Genomic DNA, 18,316 nt, shown 5'->3' on the forward strand with positions numbered 1-18,316 from the left:
AGGCCAAACGGGCCAAGAAACTGTTGCCACGGTTTCTGGCGCTCATCGAGCAGTTTGCCAACAGTCCGGCCAAAACCTTGGCCGCTACGTTAACATCGTGGTTGGAACCCATTGTCGGCATGTGGCGCTTCTCCAAATCCAATGGGATTACCGAAGGGTTCCACACGAAGATGGAGATGATCTCGCGCCGGGCGTTTGGGTTCAGGAATTTTGAGAATTACCGCCTGCGGGTCTTGGCCCTGTGCGGTTGGAACGGTGTCATTAACCGTGTTTGATGAGTGCCCATCCCCCGTTTATGGGGAAGAGCCGATGTGATTAACCGGATTTAATGAGCGTCTCTTTACCGTTCATGGTGAAGAAATCCGATCCCACCGTTAATTAATAGAACACCAACAAAAACGCGCCCCGAAAGGCGCGTTTTGCTATATCACTGGCGGGACGGAGACATTCACATCGTTGCTTATAAGCCGCATAAACAAACGACTTAGCAATATTCGCTCATAAAGATACCCCCAAATGTACCCCCAGACGGTTGGCGCTGGATTGGTTCGCTCCACAGTTTTGTGGATCGATAACCCCTACCCCAAACTGTACAGTCTATTAAGCGATAACGGGTACCCCAAACTGTACACAGAAAATGCCCACACAATCTCTCGTTGGTAAGAAGCGGTTAGGGACGGTTGCCGCCATCGCCACTAAAGCGCAGTACTTTAGTGGCACGACCATTCATAAAGCTATGAACCGTAGGGCCTGCCTGGCTACTTCGGGCTACTTTAGCCTGCCCCTGTTTTTCCTGGGAAACATGGGAAACAGGGGTAACAGCCTTTATCCATGCGGGTTTGCGCGTTACCCAGGCCCGCAGGTAACAGGTAACCGGGGTAACACGCAGAGGGAATTGATTTACTTTGATTGTTTTCGATATTGGGGCTGTCCCGTCGCCCTTTTTATGGACTGCTAAATTTCCCCCATCATGCGCGTGTGCGTATTGGTACCGAAACTCCGGGCCAAGTGGATTAGAATGTCTCAAAAAGTGTATTTTGATTTAAAAATATAAAAAGGTGCTGGAATGGATGCCACGGAAGGGGTAAGCCGCATCGCCAAATTAATCTCTGGGACTGCTTGGGTCATTTTGCTAATTGGCATTGTGATTTTTGCTTATGTCGCTCTTTTTGAGGCGCGCCCAGAATGGGGTGCATTGTTTGGGCTTTTAGCTGTAGTCACAGTCATCTTTGCTCTAATGCAGAGCGTCGTATGGGTGGTTGATGGCTTTATTGGCAACAAGGACATGGGCCGCAATTTTTTGTGGCCATACAAGCGGAAAGCTTTGCGGGCGAAAAAGCTAGCAGCTCCGGGCAAGGCATCTAGACAAGTAGCAAAAAACGCCGACCTCAAGGGTGTACACGGATGGCTTTTCTTTTTTGTCCTGACGCTGATGGTGTTCAGTCCACTTCGCACACTAGGGGAAACCGCACGGAATATTTCTGATGCCGAGCGAGCGTACCCCACCATAGTGGATCTGGCCCAATGGGGGAACTACAAAACTGCGATCTGGATGGCAGTGCTAGCTTATAGCATTGCCCTAGTTTGGGCCGGATGGTCATTGATGCGGCACTTTATCCCCTCATCAGTCAGCGCGGCAATAGCAGTTATGTGGATTTGCCCTATAGCCCTGCTCGCCATAGACATGTACGCGACCATAACCTTCCTGGAGATGGAAGCATCCGAATATTTTTCCACTGAAATTATCGGCGGCATGATGGGCGGCCTTGTGTATGCCGGAATTTGGACGGCATACCTTAAATTATCAAGACGAGTAAAAAACACGTACTACGCTGACTGGACAACCTTCTCTAATGCAAGGCAAGAAAGATCGGAACCGACCCTATAGGCTCAACCAACAATTATTTTAGTTTGATGTGGGGATGTGAGGAGGATTGGATTTGAATGATTTAGTGGAGTCTGAAAAAGGCTCGGAGTATTCGATTCGGTACGATGGCTTGGATGCGGAAGCGCATAAAATCGACTTGAGCCAGTTGGGCATTTCTTTGCAGGGGTTCGCGCGAGTCCTTGCTGTTTTCGCCCATTTCGCCTACACCGGGAACTATAATAAGCAGTACGATGCCCTATCGGTGAAGGTCTTTGCCACCCCGACCAAAGATCACCACTGTTATGAGGTTAGCGCATGGATTGCTAGAGTTGCCAGCTCCGAATACCTCTGGTCTGGAACAGGCGGGGCTTTGCTTGTTGCTCTAATGAATTATTTTTTCGGAAAAAGGAGGGCAGAGGAATTGAAATACCTAAATGACGCCCTTCAGCTCGCCATGGGGCAGAACAAGGAAACGACTCAGCAATTACTTGCAACGATACAGAAGATGATGGACTCCCTGCGTCCCTCTGGCCGCCAGGCGCTGGCACCTATTGACGAAAGCTGCGCGACCATTTCCGTATTTAGAGATTCCGAGGAATATGTCACTTTAGACAAGGCCGCAAAAGCGCGATTCTCTGATAACTCAATAAACACCATTGAGCCGAGCAGAAAATTTACAGGCGTGATTTCCGAAATGGATATGGAGAGCGGCACATGCAAAGTCCTCTTGGATGGCTCTGATACAGGCCGCCGCACATTGGCTACCATCACCGACCCTATTGGCAAAAGGCCCGGCAATCCATATGTCGTTTCAATGAGCCAATTATCGTCTATTTCATTCGATGCCAAGCCAGAGGTCGATACTGACGGAAACGTGGTCAGGTTGCATATATCTGATATTGCATAACCACAACTTCCCCCATCCCCCAACCCGGACCCGCGCCGGGTTTTCTTTTGCCCTATTGAACTAATCGCATCCTCGTGCGGCTTGCAAATTCATCATCGCTGATCGACGGCCTCACTAGATTAAAGGAAGATGCCCTTGAACTGCAGGGCATCCCTTCCTGAAGCGCCAGCACAACCACTACTGCGCCCCCATCACCGGCGCTGCACGATACCCTGTAGTTTCCAATGCCCTCAAGGCGGCCGCCAGTGCCTGCATCTTAGGTGTGGCCATCGTGGACGGCGCCATAAGGTCAGCCGCGCTCCTAGGGTTCATCAACGCCTCGGCAAGCTGTGCAGTCATCTGCTTATTAGCGCCTCCATATACGGCCTGGCCGCCTCGCTCAAGCAAGCTCCCGACAACTCCTGCCGGCCCGAAGTTTCGTATAGCGCTCGGGATACCCGCCTGATTGAGCATGTTGCTGAAGGCCAGTTTCTGCACCGTGTCAGAGCCTACCCGATTTGAACTATTGGCGAAATCTAGCCTGGCCAGGTCGTCTTTGATTGCGTTGAGCTTGGACAATTGCTCGCTGGTAAGGACGCCCGCAAGGTCGTGGTCCCTGAGCGCCCGGGCAAGCGCGTTCGGGTAAAGCGTTTCCCGCAAAGGGTTGATACTTCGCTTGGCAATATCCTGGATGGCGTCCATTTGGTTAATGGGCTTGCTCATTTCCGAGAACGTTGCACGCGCCTCCCGGTAAGCAGGTGATACACCCTCCATAAAGGAGACCAGGCGATCACGCGCCGTGGTGATGCCCCGCGCCTTATTCGCCTCGGCAGCCGTGCCGCCTAGCAACTTGCTGATCTGATCGTCCATGGCAAGCTTGGCCTCGTGCAGCCCTCGCAAGCTGCCTGACGGGCTGGCGATATCTACCCCGGCGTTAGCTGCGTTGATTCGGGCTTGCTTTAATGCGTCCTGAATGGCTGGCATGCCCATCAGTTTGTTTATTTCCTCAAGCTGGGGCGGCGCCAGGCTATCCATGCTAACCCTGAACGCATCATCGTATAGCTCGTTTGCCGCCGTTCGCCGTGCCTGATCGTAAAACTCGCGCTGGCCTTGTGTGCCTGCCATATCGTCCAGCACTGCAACCCGGGCTGCGTTATTTGAGGCTTGTCGGGCAGTCATTTCGTTCATAGCGCCAGGCTCGACCTGTGTCGCGGTCTTTTGAAGCGCTGCTATGCCGGGGTTCTGAGCCAGCTCCGCCGCTGTGGGCTGTGTGCCGGGAACCAGGGTCTGTCCTTGCCGCAGATTGCGCACCACATCATCACCCTGGCCGCCTGCAGATTCCTGCAAGAGCCTGCCAAGGATCTGGTTTCTCCCGCTTTGGTAGAGCGGCTCGAGCAGCGCCTTACCGGGCCCAGCAATAGCACTTGCTCCAAGCGGAAAGAGCGCCCCGTAAACCGCCCCCGTCGTTGCTTTATCCTGATCAACCAATCCTGCGGCAACCCCTCCGGTAATCCCTCCCCCTGCCATCCGTATTCCCATGTTGGTAGCGCCCCCGCCTGCCCCGGCTCGCATGCCGCCAGTACGAAGCGCATTGCCGAGGGCTTGCGCATATGGTGCGGATCTACCCAGCAAGGGCGCAAGTGCCTTGACTCCCGCACCCAGCGGGCCGCCTACCGGAAGTGTTGCGGCAATCTCCCCGCCAAGCTCGCCGATAGATGAGGCGGTAGGCGCGGCCTCGGCATACGGTGCAGCCCATTGATCAATACTATCGCGCCCTTGCTGAGCGCTGTTTATGGAGAAGTCTCCAAACTCATCAAAGCCCAAGGCCTTGGCGCCTTTGCCAACCCAGTGCTGTCCACCCATCATGATGTTGCCCGCACCTTGAGCCAGGCCTACGCCAAAGCCTGCGGCAGCGTCTACCGCGCTATCAACAAGGGAGCCTTCCGGTTTCGATGCTGGCGCATTCGACGTTGGTATGGGTGGGGGCGCTGCGAAGATGTCCGCGTAAGCGTCCTGCGCTGCATTACTCTGCGCTGCCATGGCGCCAGGTTCAGCAGGTGCTTGGAAGATGTCAGCGAAAGGATCTGCAGAAACCTCCCCGGCCTGCGCTGCTGGAAATACCATGGTTGCCGCCTTATCTAATGCATTGGAGATAAACCCATCGGGGCGTTTGGGTTGTGCGTAAGGGCTACTTGGTAGGCTGGCCCAAGTAGAACCAGATTTCTGTATAGCCGTATCAAAGTCACCAGCGAGCACGGCATCTAACGCGCCGTTTCTGCGCATTAGTTCGATGGCTGCCAAGTCCTGGCTTTCCGGCCCGAAGTCAGTTAATCCAAGCTTGCCCGCCACATCGTCCCAAGTCCCTTGCAGGAATTGGTACCGGCCTGCCGCGCTGGTTTTGTTGGCTTTGCCATCGGTTTGCGTGAAGCTGTGCAATTGACGAGGGTGATCTGCCAATGAGGGGATTGTGCCGCCCCCGAAAGCCGTGTCGTAGCCTGTCGTGCCTTCTGCCTGAGCAATGACATCCAGGAACTTCCGGACTTTGGGGTCTTGTGCATATGCGTATAGCTCTTTTGCCGTTGTCATTATTTATTACTCCCGAATAAAGGGTATTTGGAAGACCACCCTGACAATCGCCGTGTAAAGCCAGCATCCAGGCGGCCATTGTTGCGCTCACGATATGCATCAGCCATCCGGGCAACCTGTTGCTCGCGATGCGCCAGCGCCCGATACGTCTCGATGATCGTTTTTCGACCCTCGGAGCTTTGGCTCAGCTGTGGCGACATCGTAAGCAGGAACTGCCTATCAGCATCTGACATTGCACCGGGCATCTGGTTTGCTCCTCCTGCATTCTTGAGCTTGAGCGCCATTTCGTTCATGAGTGCAGAGGCGGCCTGTTTATCGCCCAACTTCGGATCGAGCTTGATTCCTAGGGAATTGCCAATCTCTGCCGCTGACATTGCAATGCCCGTCAGTTTGCCGCCATCAAAGTCACCGATGAGCTGCTCAACCCGATCAAGCTTAGCTAGCGTCATGGGAGCCTCCATCCCCATCTTGGTGAGTTGATCACTAAGCGTTGAATACTGCTTGGCTTGCGCTTCATCGTAGGCGGCGTTGGCGCTACTCGGTGCTGATTTGTAGCCACCTTCAAGCACCTGCGCCCTCGGAACGAATCGCTTGCCGCCGTTTTCGTCTACAACTTCCGCCAGATCTGCCTCTGCCTTGGCTTTTTCCAGGGCTTTGGCCTCCGCACCTTGCACAGCTGCGTTCGCATCTGCATAACCAGGCACGACTGACGATTGCGGGCCATTCGGGCCGTATTGCGTCTGTATGCCATTTTGTGGCGCTGCGAACGTGGGTTTGTTGGTCTGCGGATCAATAAGCGTGGTACCGGGCGCTGCCGACACCGGCGCAACATACCCACCCTTGAAGTTGACCCGCGTCATGGCTTCATTCCATTCGGGCGTGCCTGGCTGGATGCCTTGAGCAATTAGATCGCGCTGAGTGTCAGTGGGGGCGCCTTGCTGGACAACGAGCCTCATGTAGTCTTTCGGGCCAAGGTACTGGAACGCCCGTAATGACTCCTGAGCGGATCGTCCGGGCAATAGCGGCATTTGCGGCCGCTGTGGTTGCTGTGCTTGTGGCTGTCCCTGTGGCATGGGCTGATGCGCGAGGGGCTGCTGAACACCATCTTGTGCCAATGCTTGCCCCAATTGTTGCGGAGATGGTCCCCCCGCATCTGTGGGGGAGGCCTGAGCCCCTGATAATCGCGGTGGGCTATCAGAGGAAAGGCCTGCGGCGTAATCCTGCGGCGTTGGCTTACCAAGGCCGAACTGTCCGGCCCACCAGTTGCTTTCGTCCCGCTGTAACTTGGCGGCCTGCTCCGGCAGATCGCGCAGAGCTTTGTTTCCCATGTACTGCTTGAGTCCATGCGCGAGATATTGGGTGATGTTCGGCGCTACGTAGTGTCCGCTGACCATCTGGCCTTGTGGCATCTCGGATTGCATAAGCCGTTGGGCTAGTGCCTGATTGTGCATAAGCTGCATCCGCTTCTTTTGAATATCCGGCGCGAGCACGGGTTCCGTGAAAGTCGTGTTCATAGCATTCCTTTATCGTGGGGGGTGAACTGTGTGCGGGGGTGAACCTCGTTCGGGGGTGAAGCAGTCCCAAAACAGGAACCGCTAAGCGATACCGGATTTGGGACCGCTTTGGATTGGCTAACGCCGGGGGTTTGGTTTTCGGCTTCTTCATAACGGGAGACCCACGCGGGGACATCTGGACGCTCACGCACTGCGCGGGCCTGCATATCTTCAGTTGACTCGCCAGGCAACCGAGGAAAGAAAGGGCCAGACCGACTCATTGGGGACAGACCTATCGGCTCATGCCCAATAAGTCCATTCGGCTCTGATGCCAAAGGCACGATGAAAACAAAGAGCCGGTCTTTAACACCCGTATGTACCTGCTCAAGTTTCATGACCCTTCTTTCTAGTGCGCTCATGTTTGCCTCCTTTGGTCCTCAAGCGCCTCGATACGTTTTTCCAGATCGCCCACTTCAATCATCTTGCCCAGCGCCACCAGCACATAAGTGAGCTTCGTTCCAATGGATGGATCGATGTCACCATGCTTCATGCTCCGATAAACGCGGGCAAGCTCTGACCGGACGTGCTGAGCTGTCTTTAAGGGAAGGCGCCTGTCACGCTCAGGGGTAGGTAAGCTGCTATCTGCTGGCCTATCAACCCCGTCAGACGATTTAGGTGTGCGTTTCTGTGCCACTAACGGCCTCCTCCTGTTCAAATTCAATGCAATATTCAGCGCCAAGATCTGCCGTTGCCCGTGCGTACGTCGTCTCGTACATGAGGTCGGCATGCTTGTGATCAGAGTGATTCGCTAGGTAATCAGCCAAATGCGCCACCCGATCATTGAGCATCAGTAAGCGGCGCTGCAATGTGGCAATGGTTCTTTGCGCCTGTGGATCGCTCGACGCAACCAGGCCGAATTTTTCCGCCATGTACCGCAGGTGAATCGGGTGGATAGCGACACGGTCAATGTTGCCGGTGCTCTCCTGCTCAAGCAGAATCAAGCCCTCTCCCGTTCCATCCACAATGCGCTCTATATTCAGATCGGGGATCTGATCGTTAATCTTGTCGCTCATATAGCCTCCACAGTAAGTCGGCCATCCACAAGGGTCGGCGTGATATCGTCAATCTCAAACTTCACAAGCCAGTCAAAGCCCTTCTCAATGAGAAGTCGTACCCGGTCTAGCGGCAGAGCTTTGCTGACAAGCTCCTGCGGCAACGACGGGCTTGTGATCATTGGCATCACGCCAGCCATAACCAAGTCGATTAGCTGATTACGCGTACCCGGCTTGCCGGCGATCAGCCACATGCCGGCCTGACTCGCACCGATATGCACACAGACCTCAAGCACCACATATATTTCTGAATGAGGGTCTTCATCTTTAAGCACGTTGATTGCTGCTAGTGCGGCCAGATTCACGTAGGGGTTGTAGTTGCTCATACACACCCCTTCAAAAGAAAGTCGATGCCAGAACCGTGCCTGTACCGCTGCTCTGTGTTTACATTCGTTCCTCTGTAGATGGTATTTCTAGATAGGTGTACGAAAACTGGACACATAGAAAGGGGAAAACAGCCCGCATAGCCCTGATAATTGGACACATAGCGATTCTTGACCCCCGATAATCGGGGCTGTAGGGGTCTGTATGTGTCCATTAATCGGGGGTCTGAATCTGTTTTGCAGTGTGCGGCTTCCAAGTCTTGTAGGCCGCCCTTTCCAAGCTCTGCGGCCCCACGTCCATGCCGGGGTGATAATCCAGCGGTTGCCAGGTGACTGCGTACCAACTCGTCTTGTTGGGGCGTTGTCCCTGTCTCGTCTTGAATATCAGGCCACGGCTCAAAAGTGCTTCTAGCGCCGTTGCAATGGTTTGCTTGGACGCCCACCCCCGTTCCTCGTTTAGATACGTCCAAGCGGCCAGTAGGCGCCCGTTGTTGTCGCCCTTGTACTGATGGGCTATATCGATCAGCAAGCGTAGCTGCTGGCCTGTTAGCGATAAGTAGGCGGGGCTTTCCAAGACTGTGAAGGGCAACAGCAGGAAACGACTCCCGTCGCTGCGATTGCGTTTGAATTTCGACATTCATTGCGCCCCCTTGTGCAAGGGCCATGAGCAAGGCGGGACTATCTGCTGAGTTTTCATTGCAGGGCCTCCGGCGCGTCGTGTGTTGTGGGAGCGCTGGCCTTAACTGCAGCCATCAAGTCATCAGTGCTAAGCCCTGTCGACTGCAGTACTGTTCCCAAGCTCAGGAATGCCGCCAGCGCGGCCTCGTCGGTGTTGACACCTATATTGCGGGCATGATCTACGATGGCTGGCAGCAACATATCCATGATGAACTGCTCATGCTTTTGCATTGGGTCGTACGTCATGGCTGCTCCCCCGCCAGGTGATACCGTGCGCAACGAGGATGCATATAACCATCACGGTCGTACAGCGTGACAAACTCCGTTCTGATGGCATAACCCATACGACGTAGCTCGAGGATGCGTGTGGGTGTTTGATAGCATCCGATGCGACGAAGGTCGTAGCTGGTTTTGGGGCCAACGCGCAAAGCGTCCAAAATTCGCTGACGCTGCGCTTCACTAGCTGTAGATTTGCTGTTACGCATGAGGACCGCCCTCCAGCAATGTCACACCGAGACGCTCCAGGGCGATCTTGACCTTGGAGTAACCGTCTTTGCGATCTGTGGCGCCGCGCATGGCCATACTCGCCAGAAACTGCGCTGCCACCACTAGAGAGCGCCGGGGAAGATCCAGACGATCGCGCTGCCCTGCCTCGATACCAACCGCCTTGTTAACCAGCTTGTTCACGTTCACGTGAACAAAGCGCTCATTGGTCGACCCAGCTGCTAAGGCGCTGATTTCCTCATGCAGAGCATGGTAAGTGGGAAGGTATTCGGTTTGCGTCAGATCCTGCGCTTGGCGTGCCTGCCTGAAGGCTTGAACCAAACGCACCTTCAACTGACGAACCTTGGCCGTGTTGCGGCTATAGGTCAGCAGTAGATAGGCTTGATCCTCATTAAGCAAGGCGTAGCGCTCAGGCTGCCCCCGTCCCCGGATTTCTCCGGTTTGAAACCGGAGTATTCCAAGCTGGCGAAAGTCATCAGCGTAGTCAGTGAGTAGCTCGCGCACTGTCTGATGCTTATTGCCCAGGTGCCCCGCAAGCACACGACTATCGATGCGTGCCTCGCCGCTAACATGCTGCAAGCCCACCGATGCAGTATGCGCCATGGAGGTTTTGGGGCTAAAATGAGGCTGCTTGCTGTTTTGTCGTACTGCCTCTACGCCCTGTTCCCGCAGGGCGTTGGCTTTTGTGGAGTGAGTCATTGTTGATCCTCCTGCCACGAGTTGCCTAGCCGAATCAGCGCTTGGCCAAGCTTGATCATCCCAAGTGGCCCGATCTCGACGTTAACGGCTGTTGTGCCATCCTGTGCTGTCATCAGCAGTTGGTCAGCATTGAATATGATGCTTGAGCCGCCTGGATGCTCGTAGGTAGCCCGTGCGCATTGCAGGCTTTCGGAAGAATGAATGCAAATAGTCATTGCACACCCCTCACATTGGCAGCTTGCCAGCCGACAGGATCGGCCAACCAAGTGCGAACCTCAACCACATGCCACGCACTAACGCGCGGGGAAAGCTTCACGGGCTTGGGGAATCTGCCATCGGCGCACCACTTCCAGACGGTGGACTTAGCCAAGCCGCAAACACCGGCCACGGTCGGCAAACGAACATAGCCAGTTCCTGGTAGCGTTGCAGCGAAGGTCTCAGTTACGGTGGGGGCGTTTACCGGCTTAATAGACGGTGCGGTACATACCGGCTTGTGTAGGGCTGTGTGCATTCTGCTGTACTCTCATGTGGTTGAACACAATGAGAGTGTCTTGCTCACAGGCCGCTACGTGAATGAAAGCGGCACTATCGGCGAATTAGCGGCCTTAGCGGCGCGTTAGCGACTCTAAGACGCTGTCAATCGACCTATTCGTTTTTCTATTGCCTGGGCCGTTGCTGTTTTGGAATTGCCGTCTGAATCGTAATACTCAAGATCCCCGCCGATGATTTGAATAAAATCACTCGGTTTTGCAGCTGCGATCTCATCCATTACTTCGCGAGCCCGAGGCTTGGGTCGGCCCGCATCATGTGCTGTCTTTATTACCCTGTAAATCATCGCCTGTAATGTATCCATCCGATTCGGCCGGCGTAAGTCCCAAGCGATTACATCAGGCTCCTGTGGTTGTTGCATCGCTTTACTCGTTAAAGAGTGTGCTGCCGCTTTCATTGAAACGGTATGTGTCTCGTCTTCCAAAGGAATGGCATCCTGGGGAGACGATGAGAGAGGTATTGCCTCAATGGGGAGCCCATGTGGCGCCTCAAATCGGTGCTTAACGCGCGGCTCATGCTTAGCTAGCCATGCATTAAGATCGTTCCAATACGCCTCCTCGTAAAACCCACGCACGACACCATCAGGCGGGTATTCGTGGCGAACGAGCTGGCCAGGGCTATAGACAGGCAGCTCGCCATTTAAAGCCGCGCTTTCCAACCTTGCCAAAATCAAATCATAAATACCCAACGGGCCCGCGATGACATCAGCAGCTTCTCGCAAGCTATGCCTACCTTCACGCCGCTTGAGATCTTCCTCAGCATCAAATCGAACCGCTTCCTCGATGTACTCAGCGGTTAAAGCGACCAGTTTATTAGCGTCAGCCATCGAAACCCACCACTCATCAGGAGCCGAGGCAATATCAGAGCAATCTGATGGCTCAGCCCCGTGCGCATAGCTGTACACATCCATTACTTTATCCTCGAACATCTGAGCAATGCGAGATACCATAGGGACCCCACTGTCGCACCCCAATTCCGCAATGGTGGCTCTAATGGTTGTACGCAGATCGCTAGTTTCGCCATACTCGTCCAACATTTCCGCCTCGATTTCAGCCTCGCGCTGAGCGAGCCGTTTTGCTAGCTGTCGTATTGATATCCGCTCCTTCTCCGGATATAGGCGGTTACCGTCTCGTTTACTATGCTCGTCCATGCGCGATTACTCTATGTCGTCCATAAAAACAAAGGAGCCAGCGCCGACCGGTGGACTTTCCGACTTTTCGCCCCGTCGGGCTAGGCGCTGGCGTAAGGGATTAATTGGTCTTGTGGGCCCGGTCCAGAAGCGTGGAATCGTGACGACGAACAATGCTATGTTCTAGGTCACAGGCTCTTGTGAATAAGCCCATCGCCGCAGCCTGCAATTCTTTCAATTGGGTCAGTAATCCAGCATCCGGGCTTTGCAAGGCCTTTTCCTTGGCCTCGTCGTATCGACGCCCATACAGACTGCCGGACTCTCTTTTTAGCGCATCAGCAACCTTTTTCCGCCTCGCCATCGCCAATGTCGGCACTCCCTTTTTTCGCCCTCGAATGCGCGGGTTAATAACAGGCGAGCCACCTGCATTCGGGTGGCGTAGTATCGAACAATCATCTTTCATCATGGACAACTCCAATATATCGTTTGCTTTAGGGGCTCCGTCGCACTCAATGAAGGCCAAGTGGCTTATAGCGTCACCCCGCTCATGCGACCGCCGCGCCTTTCGGAAGCCGCTCGGTAGTAATCAATTTCTCGCTTCAGTAGCTCGGGGTTAATGTCCGGGCCGACATAGGCGGCCTTGCGCTTGGACGAAAGCATGTAGGCCGGCACGCTTCTGTACTGGTCAGCCTCCAGGGGCGTGTGAGGGAATTTATCCCGGGTAAAGTAGCGACTCAACTCATCGATATCACGCTCAATCTGGTCTGCATCGCGCTTGCCTTGCTCCGTCAGCGGCATTGATTGACCGGGCCTGACGCGCTCCCAAGCATAACGGTCAGCCAGGACTTCGTTGATGTAGGCGGCTTTTCTACTTGCTTGCACAGCCTCCGGCGGCAAGTCCTGCCTGAACAGGAACTGCATCGGATGGAAATTGTCTCGAACGTGCCCAATCTCATGCCAGACGATGAATTGATAAATCTCACTATTTTTAAGCTGCGACCAGTCGCACTCTGGGCGCCGCACGCCAGCAGCTCGCACTGCGCCAGTTTTCAAACGATTGACGAGGAATATGTAAGCCTGCTCCCGATATTGCTGCTCTGCCTGGGTCACATCGTCCAAAACCGGGAGGGCCCAATAGTTGATTCGCCCCCAGTCGCCTTCCATATCTCTGACTGATGCCAGGTTCAGCGGTTTGCCAGCATGCACCTTACACATTGCTGCCAACTCTCGGTACTGGAGGTGTTCCAGGTGAATCGTGGTGTCATCACGCGTGCCAGTAATGATACGTGCGGACCGGGCTTTCAAGCATTGCGTGAAATCGGTCTCGGCATCGATACCGCGCACCATCCCGCTGGCTCTAGGGGTTATAGTCGTCGTAGCCATCGTTTACTCCTCAATAGTGATTGATGGTCAGGGGGCGCCTGGTACTGCAATACCATCTGCCCCCGCTTTGCCTGATACCGTCAGGCGTCGGTATTCTTTCCCGGTTTGGGTGGTATTACATAGGTGTCATGCAGGCGCTTGACCTCTTGCGCCATGCCCAGGAACTTGGGCACCCAATCAGGTATCGGTACATCGCCCGTCACCCAGCGGCTGGGGGTACTCTTATTCACGCCGGCCATACGGCAGAAGTCGTTTTGCTTCCAACTCAACGCGGTGAGCGCTGCGGTAAATTCATCTGGTGTCATGCTGCCTACTGTGTCCGTTGGTGCCCTCGCGTGTGCGAGAACGAGGCTTCATAATAGACTTAAATTTCTCTTAATGCAAACGTTTTTATTTTATTTGTACGCATATAGTTGACATAAGACCCGTTATGAGAATGCGCCTATGTGAACAACTCTTGTACACATAACGAGAAACACAGCAACGACGCGGGTTTGCGTGATCTATCCACAGTGGGCAATAAATAGCCAAATGGGCGTTTGGTCCTGAAAAATAATTATGGAAAGTTATCCACAGCCTGCTAGGGGCATGGAAACGCCGCCGTCATCGCCCGAACCACCAAGGCCAGGGCCGGCTCATGTCTCTGCTCGGGGTGATCTTCCAGATATTTACCAAAGACGCCCGTCAATTGGGCGCCAGGCAGGTTATCAGGCATGCATAACAATGAATAGCCTGGTTGCGATGGCTGCGCATGGACCTGCACGCCTTCAATAACCCCCTTCACATACCAAGCACAGCTATTCTTGTTTGCTGCGCTCGCGGTTGACTGGCACATCGGATAAACATGGTTCCCGCTCGTGAGCGACACGTAGACCTCAGCCTCATTTGCTGCGACAGGAGCCCCGAAGATGAGCGCCAAGAAAAGGATGCTTATTCTCATATTGTTATTTCCCAAAAAAGCCAACGCCAATGAAATAGGCAATGTAGAGGGCCTATTACCTGTTACCTGTGTTACCTCTAAAGAAACTATATAGGTAACGCTCTAGCCCTTTGTTTATGCGGTTGTTACCCTGTTACCTGTGTTACCCGTCAAAAAAGGAAGCGCCCGGGATTTCGCTTTAACCAGCCCTGGCCACCCCCAGCGATACCACGTTATCGACCTGTATGGCATCCAGGTGATCGGCCCAGGCCTGCATCATCTTCGCTCGCTGAGGAACGTACAGGGCATGGTTATAAGCCGCTGATACCTCGTCACGCTCTTGGTGTGCCAGCTGCAGCTCGATGTGTTCATGAGGCCAGCCCTGCTCATGCAATATGGTAGATGCCACACCCCTGAACCCATGTCCAGTCATTCGGCCTCGGTAACCCATGCGGTGCAATGCACCCAGGATGGTGTTATTGCTCATGTGAGTGGGTCTGCCAGTATCTGCTGGGAAAACAAATTCGCGGCTGTAAGAGACCGCTTGCAGCTTGCGCAGCACGGCCAATGCCTGTTTGCTCAAGGGCACAATGTGAGGGCTGCGCATTTTCATGCGTTCGGCAGGAATATTCCAACGCGACGCGGTCAGGTCGAACTCGTCCCACTTGGCGCGAATCAACTCGCCGGTACGAACGAAGGTCAACACCATCAGTTGCATGGCCAGCCGAGTATGCTCGCCTCCCACGTAGCCGTCTATGTCGCGTAGGAGCTGCGGTAGCTCTTTGGCGTCAATGCGGGCATAGTTGCGCTTTTTGCGTGCAGGCAGAATGTCAGATGGTTGTATATCAGCTACCGGGTTACGCTCGGCTAGATCGTGGGCCACAGCGTACCGCATGATCTGATTGCACTTTTGCAGCTGACGCTTAGCCATATCCAACGCCCCCCGCGCTTCAATTGCTTTGACAAGCTTTCGGACCATAGTCGCTGTCAGGTCTGATACAGGCTTATTGCCAATAGCCGGAAACACATCCATTTCTAGGCGGCGCCATACATCAATGTCATGCTTTTCTGTCTTGCCGACCTTCCAGTGCTCTCGCCACCTTTCGGCCACCGCCTTGAACGTCAGAGCGTTATCTTGGCTCTGCTCCTTACGGGCGTCCATGGGGTCAGTACCGGCCGCCAGCATATCTCGCGCTACCTGGTGGGCCGCTGTTGCCTTGGCCAGGGTGACTTCTGGATATACCCCGAGCGCCATGGTTTTCTCTTTGCCGCAAAACCGGTACTTGTATCGCCAATACTTGGAGCCATTGGGGTTGATCAGCAGATACAGGCCGCCCCCGGCCGCCAGCTTATAGGGCTTTGCCTTGGATATAGCCTGCTTGCATTGGATGTTTGTGAGTGCCATTGGGGGTACTTTTTTCAGGTAGTGCGAGACATACCCCCAAATGTACCCCTAGTTGGGGGTATATGGCTATAGACCATCATGGACTACTCGGGACAACAAAAAACCCGCAGAGCGTTTAGCTATGCGGGCTTCTTATACTACGGTGTACTACTGTAGATGCCAAATTGGCGGAGACGGAGGGATTCGAACCCTCGATACGGGTATAAGCCGTATGCTCCCTTAGCAGGGGAGTACCTTCAACCTCTCGGCCACGTCTCCGGAAATAGGCCGCTATTCTAGCACGATAAAAAGCGATTCTGTTTGATGCCCCGGAAGGCGGACAATTCAAAAGCGCCCAGATGCACGAACAACGGCCGAACAACAATGATCAGGCTTGGCTTTTATCCTGATCCAGACCGAAAGCCTTGTGCAGGGCGCGCACGGCCAGTTCCATGTATTTGTCGTTGATGATGACCGACGTCTTGATTTCGCTGGTGCTGATCATCTGGATATTGATGCCCTCTTCCGACAGCGTGCGGAACATCAGGCTGGCGACGCCCACGTGGCTGCGCATGCCTATGCCCACGATGGACACCTTGCAGACCTTGTCGTCGGAGACGATTTCACCGGCGCCCACGGCGGGGCCGATCTGGTTCTTGAGCAGATCCAGCGTGCGAGCGAAGTCGTTGCGGTTGACAGTGAATGAAAAGTCGGTCGTGCCTTGCACCGACTGGTTCTGCAGAATCATGTCGACGTCGATATTGGCGGCGGCGACGGGGCCCAGGATCGAATAGGCTACGCCCGGGGTGTCGGGTACGGCTAGCAAAGTGACCTTGGCTTCGTCACGGCTGAAGGCGATGCCCGAAACGACGGCAGCTTCCATTTTTTGATCTTCCTCGAAAGTAATAAGGGTGCCCGAAACCATTTCTTCTTCGAGCGGTATCAGGGGGTCCGTCAGCGAGGACAGGACACGCACCGGAACATGGTATTTGCCGGCGAATTCCACCGAACGTATCTGCAATACCTTGGAGCCCAGCGAGGCCATTTCCAGCATTTCCTCGAAGGACACCACATTCATGCGGCGGGCTTCAGGCACGACACGGGGGTCGGTGGTGTACACGCCATCGACGTCGGTAAAGATTAGGCACTCGTCGGCCTTCAGGGCGGCGGCGACCGCGACGGCAGAGGTATCCGAACCGCCACGGCCCAGCGTGGTGATGTTGCCCTCGTCGTCTATCCCCTGAAAACCGGTCACGATGACCACTCGTCCGGAATCCAGGTCGCCGCGTATGCGGGTGTCATCGATGGAGCGGATGCGCGCCTTGGTATAAGACGAATCGGTGCGGACAGGAACCTGCCAACCAGTATAGCTGCGGGCAGCCACGCCTTGCGACAGCAGGGCCATGGCCAGCAGGGAACTGCTGGCTTGTTCGCCGGTGGCGGCCAGCATATCGAGTTCGCGCGTATCGGGCTGCGGGGAAATTTCCTTGGCAAGGCTCAGCAGGCGGTTGGTTTCGCCCGACATGGCGGAAGGAACCACGACCACCTGATGGCCGGCCGCATGCCATTTGGCCACGCGCCGCGCCACGTTCTGGATGCGCTCCACCGAGCCCATGGACGTGCCGCCATATTTGTGAACAATCAGGGACATCTTCTACTCTGCGTTAAAGAGACACTAATCTGGATGAGTGCCGGACCATTTATGCACGGACGCTAACGCGCCGGACAAGCAAAACGGACTATTTTAGCGTGTTTCGCGGGGGCTGTTTTTAACGCGAAGGCCCCGCATCCAGGAATACGCGGCCTTTGGCGCAACGTATCCAGGCCTGCCCATGCTTGACCTGCATCTGCCTGTCGTGTCCCAGGGCATGCAGGCCGCGCAACTGCCGCATCAGGTCTTGCAGGCGGGCATCGGTCGGCATGCGCTGCCCCATCCGCGCGAGCCAGTATCGCAAGACCAGGGCTTGCCGGGCGACGGAAAGCCGGCGCCAGGCGGCCAGCGAGAAATCCCGTCCGTCGGCGCCTGGATCCAGCCCGTTGAAATCCAGGCCAGCCACTTCATCAAGGACTTCCCGAATTTCGGCGCCCTGCCGGGCATGGCGCGCCAAGGCGCCCTGCCAGCCCGGCCAGCGCTGGTCCAGCTCGGGAGCCAGGCGTTCGCGAACGGCGGCGCGCGTGTATTTATCGTCGGCATTGGTGGGGTCCTGCACCGGCTCCCAACCGCTGATTTCGTGGAATGCCCGAGCTTGCTCCAGTATGGCGGCCCGCTCGATGTCCAGCCATGGCCGCAGGTAGGTCAAGCCGCCGCGCCGGATCAGCGGCCCCATGGCGGCCAAGCCGGTAGGACCGGCGCCGCGCAGCAAGCGCAGCAAGACCGTTTCAGCCTGGTCGTTGCGGTGATGGGCCAGCAGCACATGCTCGACACTGGCCAGCGCCGCCAATCGGTCGAATGCCTGGTAGCGGGCATCGCGCGCCGCCGACTCGATGCCGCTGCCCGTACCCAGATCGACCGATACCGTAAGGCTATGGCATGGCAAGCCCAGCATCTGCGCCAGATCGTGCGCATGGGCCTGCCAGCGATCGGCCGGCGCCTGCAAGCCATGGTGTATGTGGAAACAATGCAGTTCAATGCCGTGGCGTCGCGCATGCAAGGCGGCATGCACGGCCAGCATGGCGGAGTCGGCTCCGCCGCTCAAGCCGACGGCGATACGGCGAGGATGTTCCGGCAAGGCGGCAAGGGCCTGGCTTACCGCCTGGGTCATGGCGGCAGACCCGAAGGTCCGCCAGAAGGCCCCGGTAAGCAT

The 18,316-nt window shown here is 55.4% G+C and carries 22 protein-coding genes and 1 tRNA gene; 3 read left to right on the forward strand and 20 right to left on the reverse strand.

Annotation, left to right across the window (positions count from 1 at the left end):
- From V0R37_RS15190 to V0R37_RS15200, 3 genes are all read left to right on the forward strand, one after another.
- Positions 1–275, forward strand: a 275-nt coding sequence (locus V0R37_RS15190) for a transposase (protein WP_420375343.1), incomplete at its 5' end; no start/stop codon positions are given.
- Between the two features lie 791 nt (positions 276–1,066).
- The gene (locus tag V0R37_RS15195; protein WP_420375344.1) at positions 1,067–1,888 is read left to right on the forward strand and encodes a DUF2569 family protein; all 822 of its coding nucleotides are present in this window, start codon (positions 1,067–1,069) and stop codon (positions 1,886–1,888) included.
- 52 nt (positions 1,889–1,940) lie between these two features.
- A complete protein-coding gene (locus V0R37_RS15200; RefSeq protein ID WP_397474233.1) occupies positions 1,941–2,774 on the forward strand; it encodes a DUF7946 domain-containing protein in 834 nt (277 codons plus the stop codon).
- Positions 2,775–2,951: 177 nt separating this feature from the next.
- On the opposite strand, the gene V0R37_RS15205 is transcribed toward V0R37_RS15200, so the two are convergent.
- The 20 genes from V0R37_RS15205 to tilS form a co-directional block, all read right to left on the reverse strand.
- Complete coding sequence (locus tag V0R37_RS15205; RefSeq protein WP_420375345.1) at positions 2,952–5,339, reverse strand: glycoside hydrolase family 24 protein; 2,388 nt, start codon at positions 5,337–5,339, stop codon at positions 2,952–2,954.
- Positions 5,339–6,853, reverse strand: a complete 1,515-nt coding sequence (locus tag V0R37_RS15210) for a hypothetical protein (protein ID WP_420375346.1) — start codon at positions 6,851–6,853, stop codon at positions 5,339–5,341. The genes V0R37_RS15205 and V0R37_RS15210 overlap by 1 nt, the downstream gene beginning before the upstream one ends.
- A gap of 394 nt (positions 6,854–7,247) precedes the next feature.
- Positions 7,248–7,382: a hypothetical protein gene (locus tag V0R37_RS15215; protein ID WP_420375347.1), complete on the reverse strand. Its 135-nt coding sequence runs from the start codon at positions 7,380–7,382 to the stop codon at positions 7,248–7,250.
- A 121-nt stretch (positions 7,383–7,503) separates the two neighbouring features.
- Complete coding sequence (locus V0R37_RS15220) at positions 7,504–7,905, reverse strand: hypothetical protein (protein ID WP_420375348.1); 402 nt, start codon at positions 7,903–7,905, stop codon at positions 7,504–7,506.
- Positions 7,902–8,270 (reverse strand): hypothetical protein, encoded by a 369-nt coding sequence (locus V0R37_RS15225; RefSeq protein ID WP_420375349.1) that lies wholly within the window; start codon positions 8,268–8,270, stop codon positions 7,902–7,904. Before V0R37_RS15225 ends, V0R37_RS15220 begins: the two co-directional genes overlap by 4 nt.
- Positions 8,271–8,481: 211 nt before the next feature.
- Entirely contained in the window at positions 8,482–8,904 is a 423-nt protein-coding gene (locus V0R37_RS15230) for a hypothetical protein (protein WP_420375350.1), read from the reverse strand.
- 56 nt (positions 8,905–8,960) lie between these two features.
- Entirely contained in the window at positions 8,961–9,191 is a 231-nt protein-coding gene (locus tag V0R37_RS15235; protein WP_420375351.1) for a hypothetical protein, read from the reverse strand.
- The gene (locus tag V0R37_RS15240; protein WP_420375352.1) at positions 9,188–9,430 is read right to left on the reverse strand and encodes a helix-turn-helix domain-containing protein; all 243 of its coding nucleotides are present in this window, start codon (positions 9,428–9,430) and stop codon (positions 9,188–9,190) included. The genes V0R37_RS15235 and V0R37_RS15240 overlap by 4 nt, the downstream gene beginning before the upstream one ends.
- The gene (locus V0R37_RS15245; RefSeq protein WP_420375353.1) at positions 9,423–10,148 is read right to left on the reverse strand and encodes a Rha family transcriptional regulator; all 726 of its coding nucleotides are present in this window, start codon (positions 10,146–10,148) and stop codon (positions 9,423–9,425) included. Before V0R37_RS15245 ends, V0R37_RS15240 begins: the two co-directional genes overlap by 8 nt.
- The gene (locus V0R37_RS15250) at positions 10,145–10,363 is read right to left on the reverse strand and encodes a hypothetical protein (protein WP_420375354.1); all 219 of its coding nucleotides are present in this window, start codon (positions 10,361–10,363) and stop codon (positions 10,145–10,147) included. The genes V0R37_RS15245 and V0R37_RS15250 overlap by 4 nt, the downstream gene beginning before the upstream one ends.
- On the reverse strand, positions 10,360–10,659 hold the full coding sequence (locus tag V0R37_RS15255; protein WP_420375355.1) for a helix-turn-helix transcriptional regulator: 300 nt from the start codon (positions 10,657–10,659) through the stop codon (positions 10,360–10,362). Before V0R37_RS15255 ends, V0R37_RS15250 begins: the two co-directional genes overlap by 4 nt.
- 114 nt (positions 10,660–10,773) lie before the next feature.
- Positions 10,774–11,847, reverse strand: coding sequence for a hypothetical protein (locus V0R37_RS15260; protein WP_420375356.1), 1,074 nt, complete (start codon positions 11,845–11,847; stop codon positions 10,774–10,776).
- Between the two features lie 100 nt (positions 11,848–11,947).
- Positions 11,948–12,292, reverse strand: coding sequence for a hypothetical protein (locus V0R37_RS15265; RefSeq protein WP_420375357.1), 345 nt, complete (start codon positions 12,290–12,292; stop codon positions 11,948–11,950).
- Positions 12,293–12,354: 62 nt separating this feature from the next.
- Positions 12,355–13,209, reverse strand: a complete 855-nt coding sequence (locus V0R37_RS15270; protein WP_420375358.1) for a hypothetical protein — start codon at positions 13,207–13,209, stop codon at positions 12,355–12,357.
- 80 nt (positions 13,210–13,289) lie between these two features.
- A complete protein-coding gene (locus V0R37_RS15275; protein WP_420375359.1) occupies positions 13,290–13,514 on the reverse strand; it encodes a hypothetical protein in 225 nt (74 codons plus the stop codon).
- A gap of 275 nt (positions 13,515–13,789) precedes the next feature.
- Positions 13,790–14,149 (reverse strand): Rap1a/Tai family immunity protein, encoded by a 360-nt coding sequence (locus V0R37_RS15280; protein WP_420375360.1) that lies wholly within the window; start codon positions 14,147–14,149, stop codon positions 13,790–13,792.
- Between the two features lie 178 nt (positions 14,150–14,327).
- Positions 14,328–15,533: a tyrosine-type recombinase/integrase gene (locus V0R37_RS15285; protein ID WP_420375361.1), complete on the reverse strand. Its 1,206-nt coding sequence runs from the start codon at positions 15,531–15,533 to the stop codon at positions 14,328–14,330.
- Between the two features lie 165 nt (positions 15,534–15,698).
- Positions 15,699–15,791: transfer RNA gene (locus V0R37_RS15290), tRNA-Ser, on the reverse strand.
- A 109-nt stretch (positions 15,792–15,900) separates the two neighbouring features.
- The gene (locus V0R37_RS15295; RefSeq protein ID WP_420375362.1) at positions 15,901–17,163 is read right to left on the reverse strand and encodes an aspartate kinase; all 1,263 of its coding nucleotides are present in this window, start codon (positions 17,161–17,163) and stop codon (positions 15,901–15,903) included.
- A 118-nt stretch (positions 17,164–17,281) separates the two neighbouring features.
- On the reverse strand, positions 17,282–18,316 hold the full coding sequence (tilS, locus tag V0R37_RS15300) for a tRNA lysidine(34) synthetase TilS (RefSeq protein ID WP_420375363.1): 1,035 nt from the start codon (positions 18,314–18,316) through the stop codon (positions 17,282–17,284).

The organism is Pollutimonas rozaliensis, from assembly GCF_048751585.1.
GTDB lineage: Bacteria > Pseudomonadota > Gammaproteobacteria > Burkholderiales > Burkholderiaceae_B.

Bases quoted from the DNA above. Each gene is read 5' to 3' on its own strand.
- V0R37_RS15195 (WP_420375344.1), top strand. From the start codon at position 1,067: ATGGATGCCACGGAAGGGGTAAGCCGCATCGCCAAATTAATCTCTGGG.
- V0R37_RS15205 (WP_420375345.1), bottom strand. From the start codon at position 5,339: ATGACAACGGCAAAAGAGCTATACGCATATGCACAAGACCCCAAAGTC.
- V0R37_RS15210 (WP_420375346.1), bottom strand. From the start codon at position 6,853: ATGAACACGACTTTCACGGAACCCGTGCTCGCGCCGGATATTCAAAAG.
- V0R37_RS15215 (WP_420375347.1), bottom strand. From the start codon at position 7,382: ATGAAGCATGGTGACATCGATCCATCCATTGGAACGAAGCTCACTTAT.
- V0R37_RS15220 (WP_420375348.1), bottom strand. From the start codon at position 7,905: ATGAGCGACAAGATTAACGATCAGATCCCCGATCTGAATATAGAGCGC.
- V0R37_RS15225 (WP_420375349.1), bottom strand. From the start codon at position 8,270: ATGAGCAACTACAACCCCTACGTGAATCTGGCCGCACTAGCAGCAATC.
- V0R37_RS15230 (WP_420375350.1), bottom strand. From the start codon at position 8,904: ATGTCGAAATTCAAACGCAATCGCAGCGACGGGAGTCGTTTCCTGCTG.
- V0R37_RS15235 (WP_420375351.1), bottom strand. From the start codon at position 9,191: ATGACGTACGACCCAATGCAAAAGCATGAGCAGTTCATCATGGATATG.
- V0R37_RS15240 (WP_420375352.1), bottom strand. From the start codon at position 9,430: ATGCGTAACAGCAAATCTACAGCTAGTGAAGCGCAGCGTCAGCGAATT.
- V0R37_RS15245 (WP_420375353.1), bottom strand. From the start codon at position 10,148: ATGACTCACTCCACAAAAGCCAACGCCCTGCGGGAACAGGGCGTAGAG.
- V0R37_RS15250 (WP_420375354.1), bottom strand. From the start codon at position 10,363: ATGACTATTTGCATTCATTCTTCCGAAAGCCTGCAATGCGCACGGGCT.
- V0R37_RS15255 (WP_420375355.1), bottom strand. From the start codon at position 10,659: ATGCACACAGCCCTACACAAGCCGGTATGTACCGCACCGTCTATTAAG.
- V0R37_RS15260 (WP_420375356.1), bottom strand. From the start codon at position 11,847: ATGGACGAGCATAGTAAACGAGACGGTAACCGCCTATATCCGGAGAAG.
- V0R37_RS15265 (WP_420375357.1), bottom strand. From the start codon at position 12,292: ATGATGAAAGATGATTGTTCGATACTACGCCACCCGAATGCAGGTGGC.
- V0R37_RS15270 (WP_420375358.1), bottom strand. From the start codon at position 13,209: ATGGCTACGACGACTATAACCCCTAGAGCCAGCGGGATGGTGCGCGGT.
- V0R37_RS15275 (WP_420375359.1), bottom strand. From the start codon at position 13,514: ATGACACCAGATGAATTTACCGCAGCGCTCACCGCGTTGAGTTGGAAG.
- V0R37_RS15280 (WP_420375360.1), bottom strand. From the start codon at position 14,149: ATGAGAATAAGCATCCTTTTCTTGGCGCTCATCTTCGGGGCTCCTGTC.
- V0R37_RS15285 (WP_420375361.1), bottom strand. From the start codon at position 15,533: ATGGCACTCACAAACATCCAATGCAAGCAGGCTATATCCAAGGCAAAG.
- V0R37_RS15295 (WP_420375362.1), bottom strand. From the start codon at position 17,163: ATGTCCCTGATTGTTCACAAATATGGCGGCACGTCCATGGGCTCGGTG.
- tilS (WP_420375363.1), bottom strand. From the start codon at position 18,316: ATGCTTACCGGGGCCTTCTGGCGGACCTTCGGGTCTGCCGCCATGACC.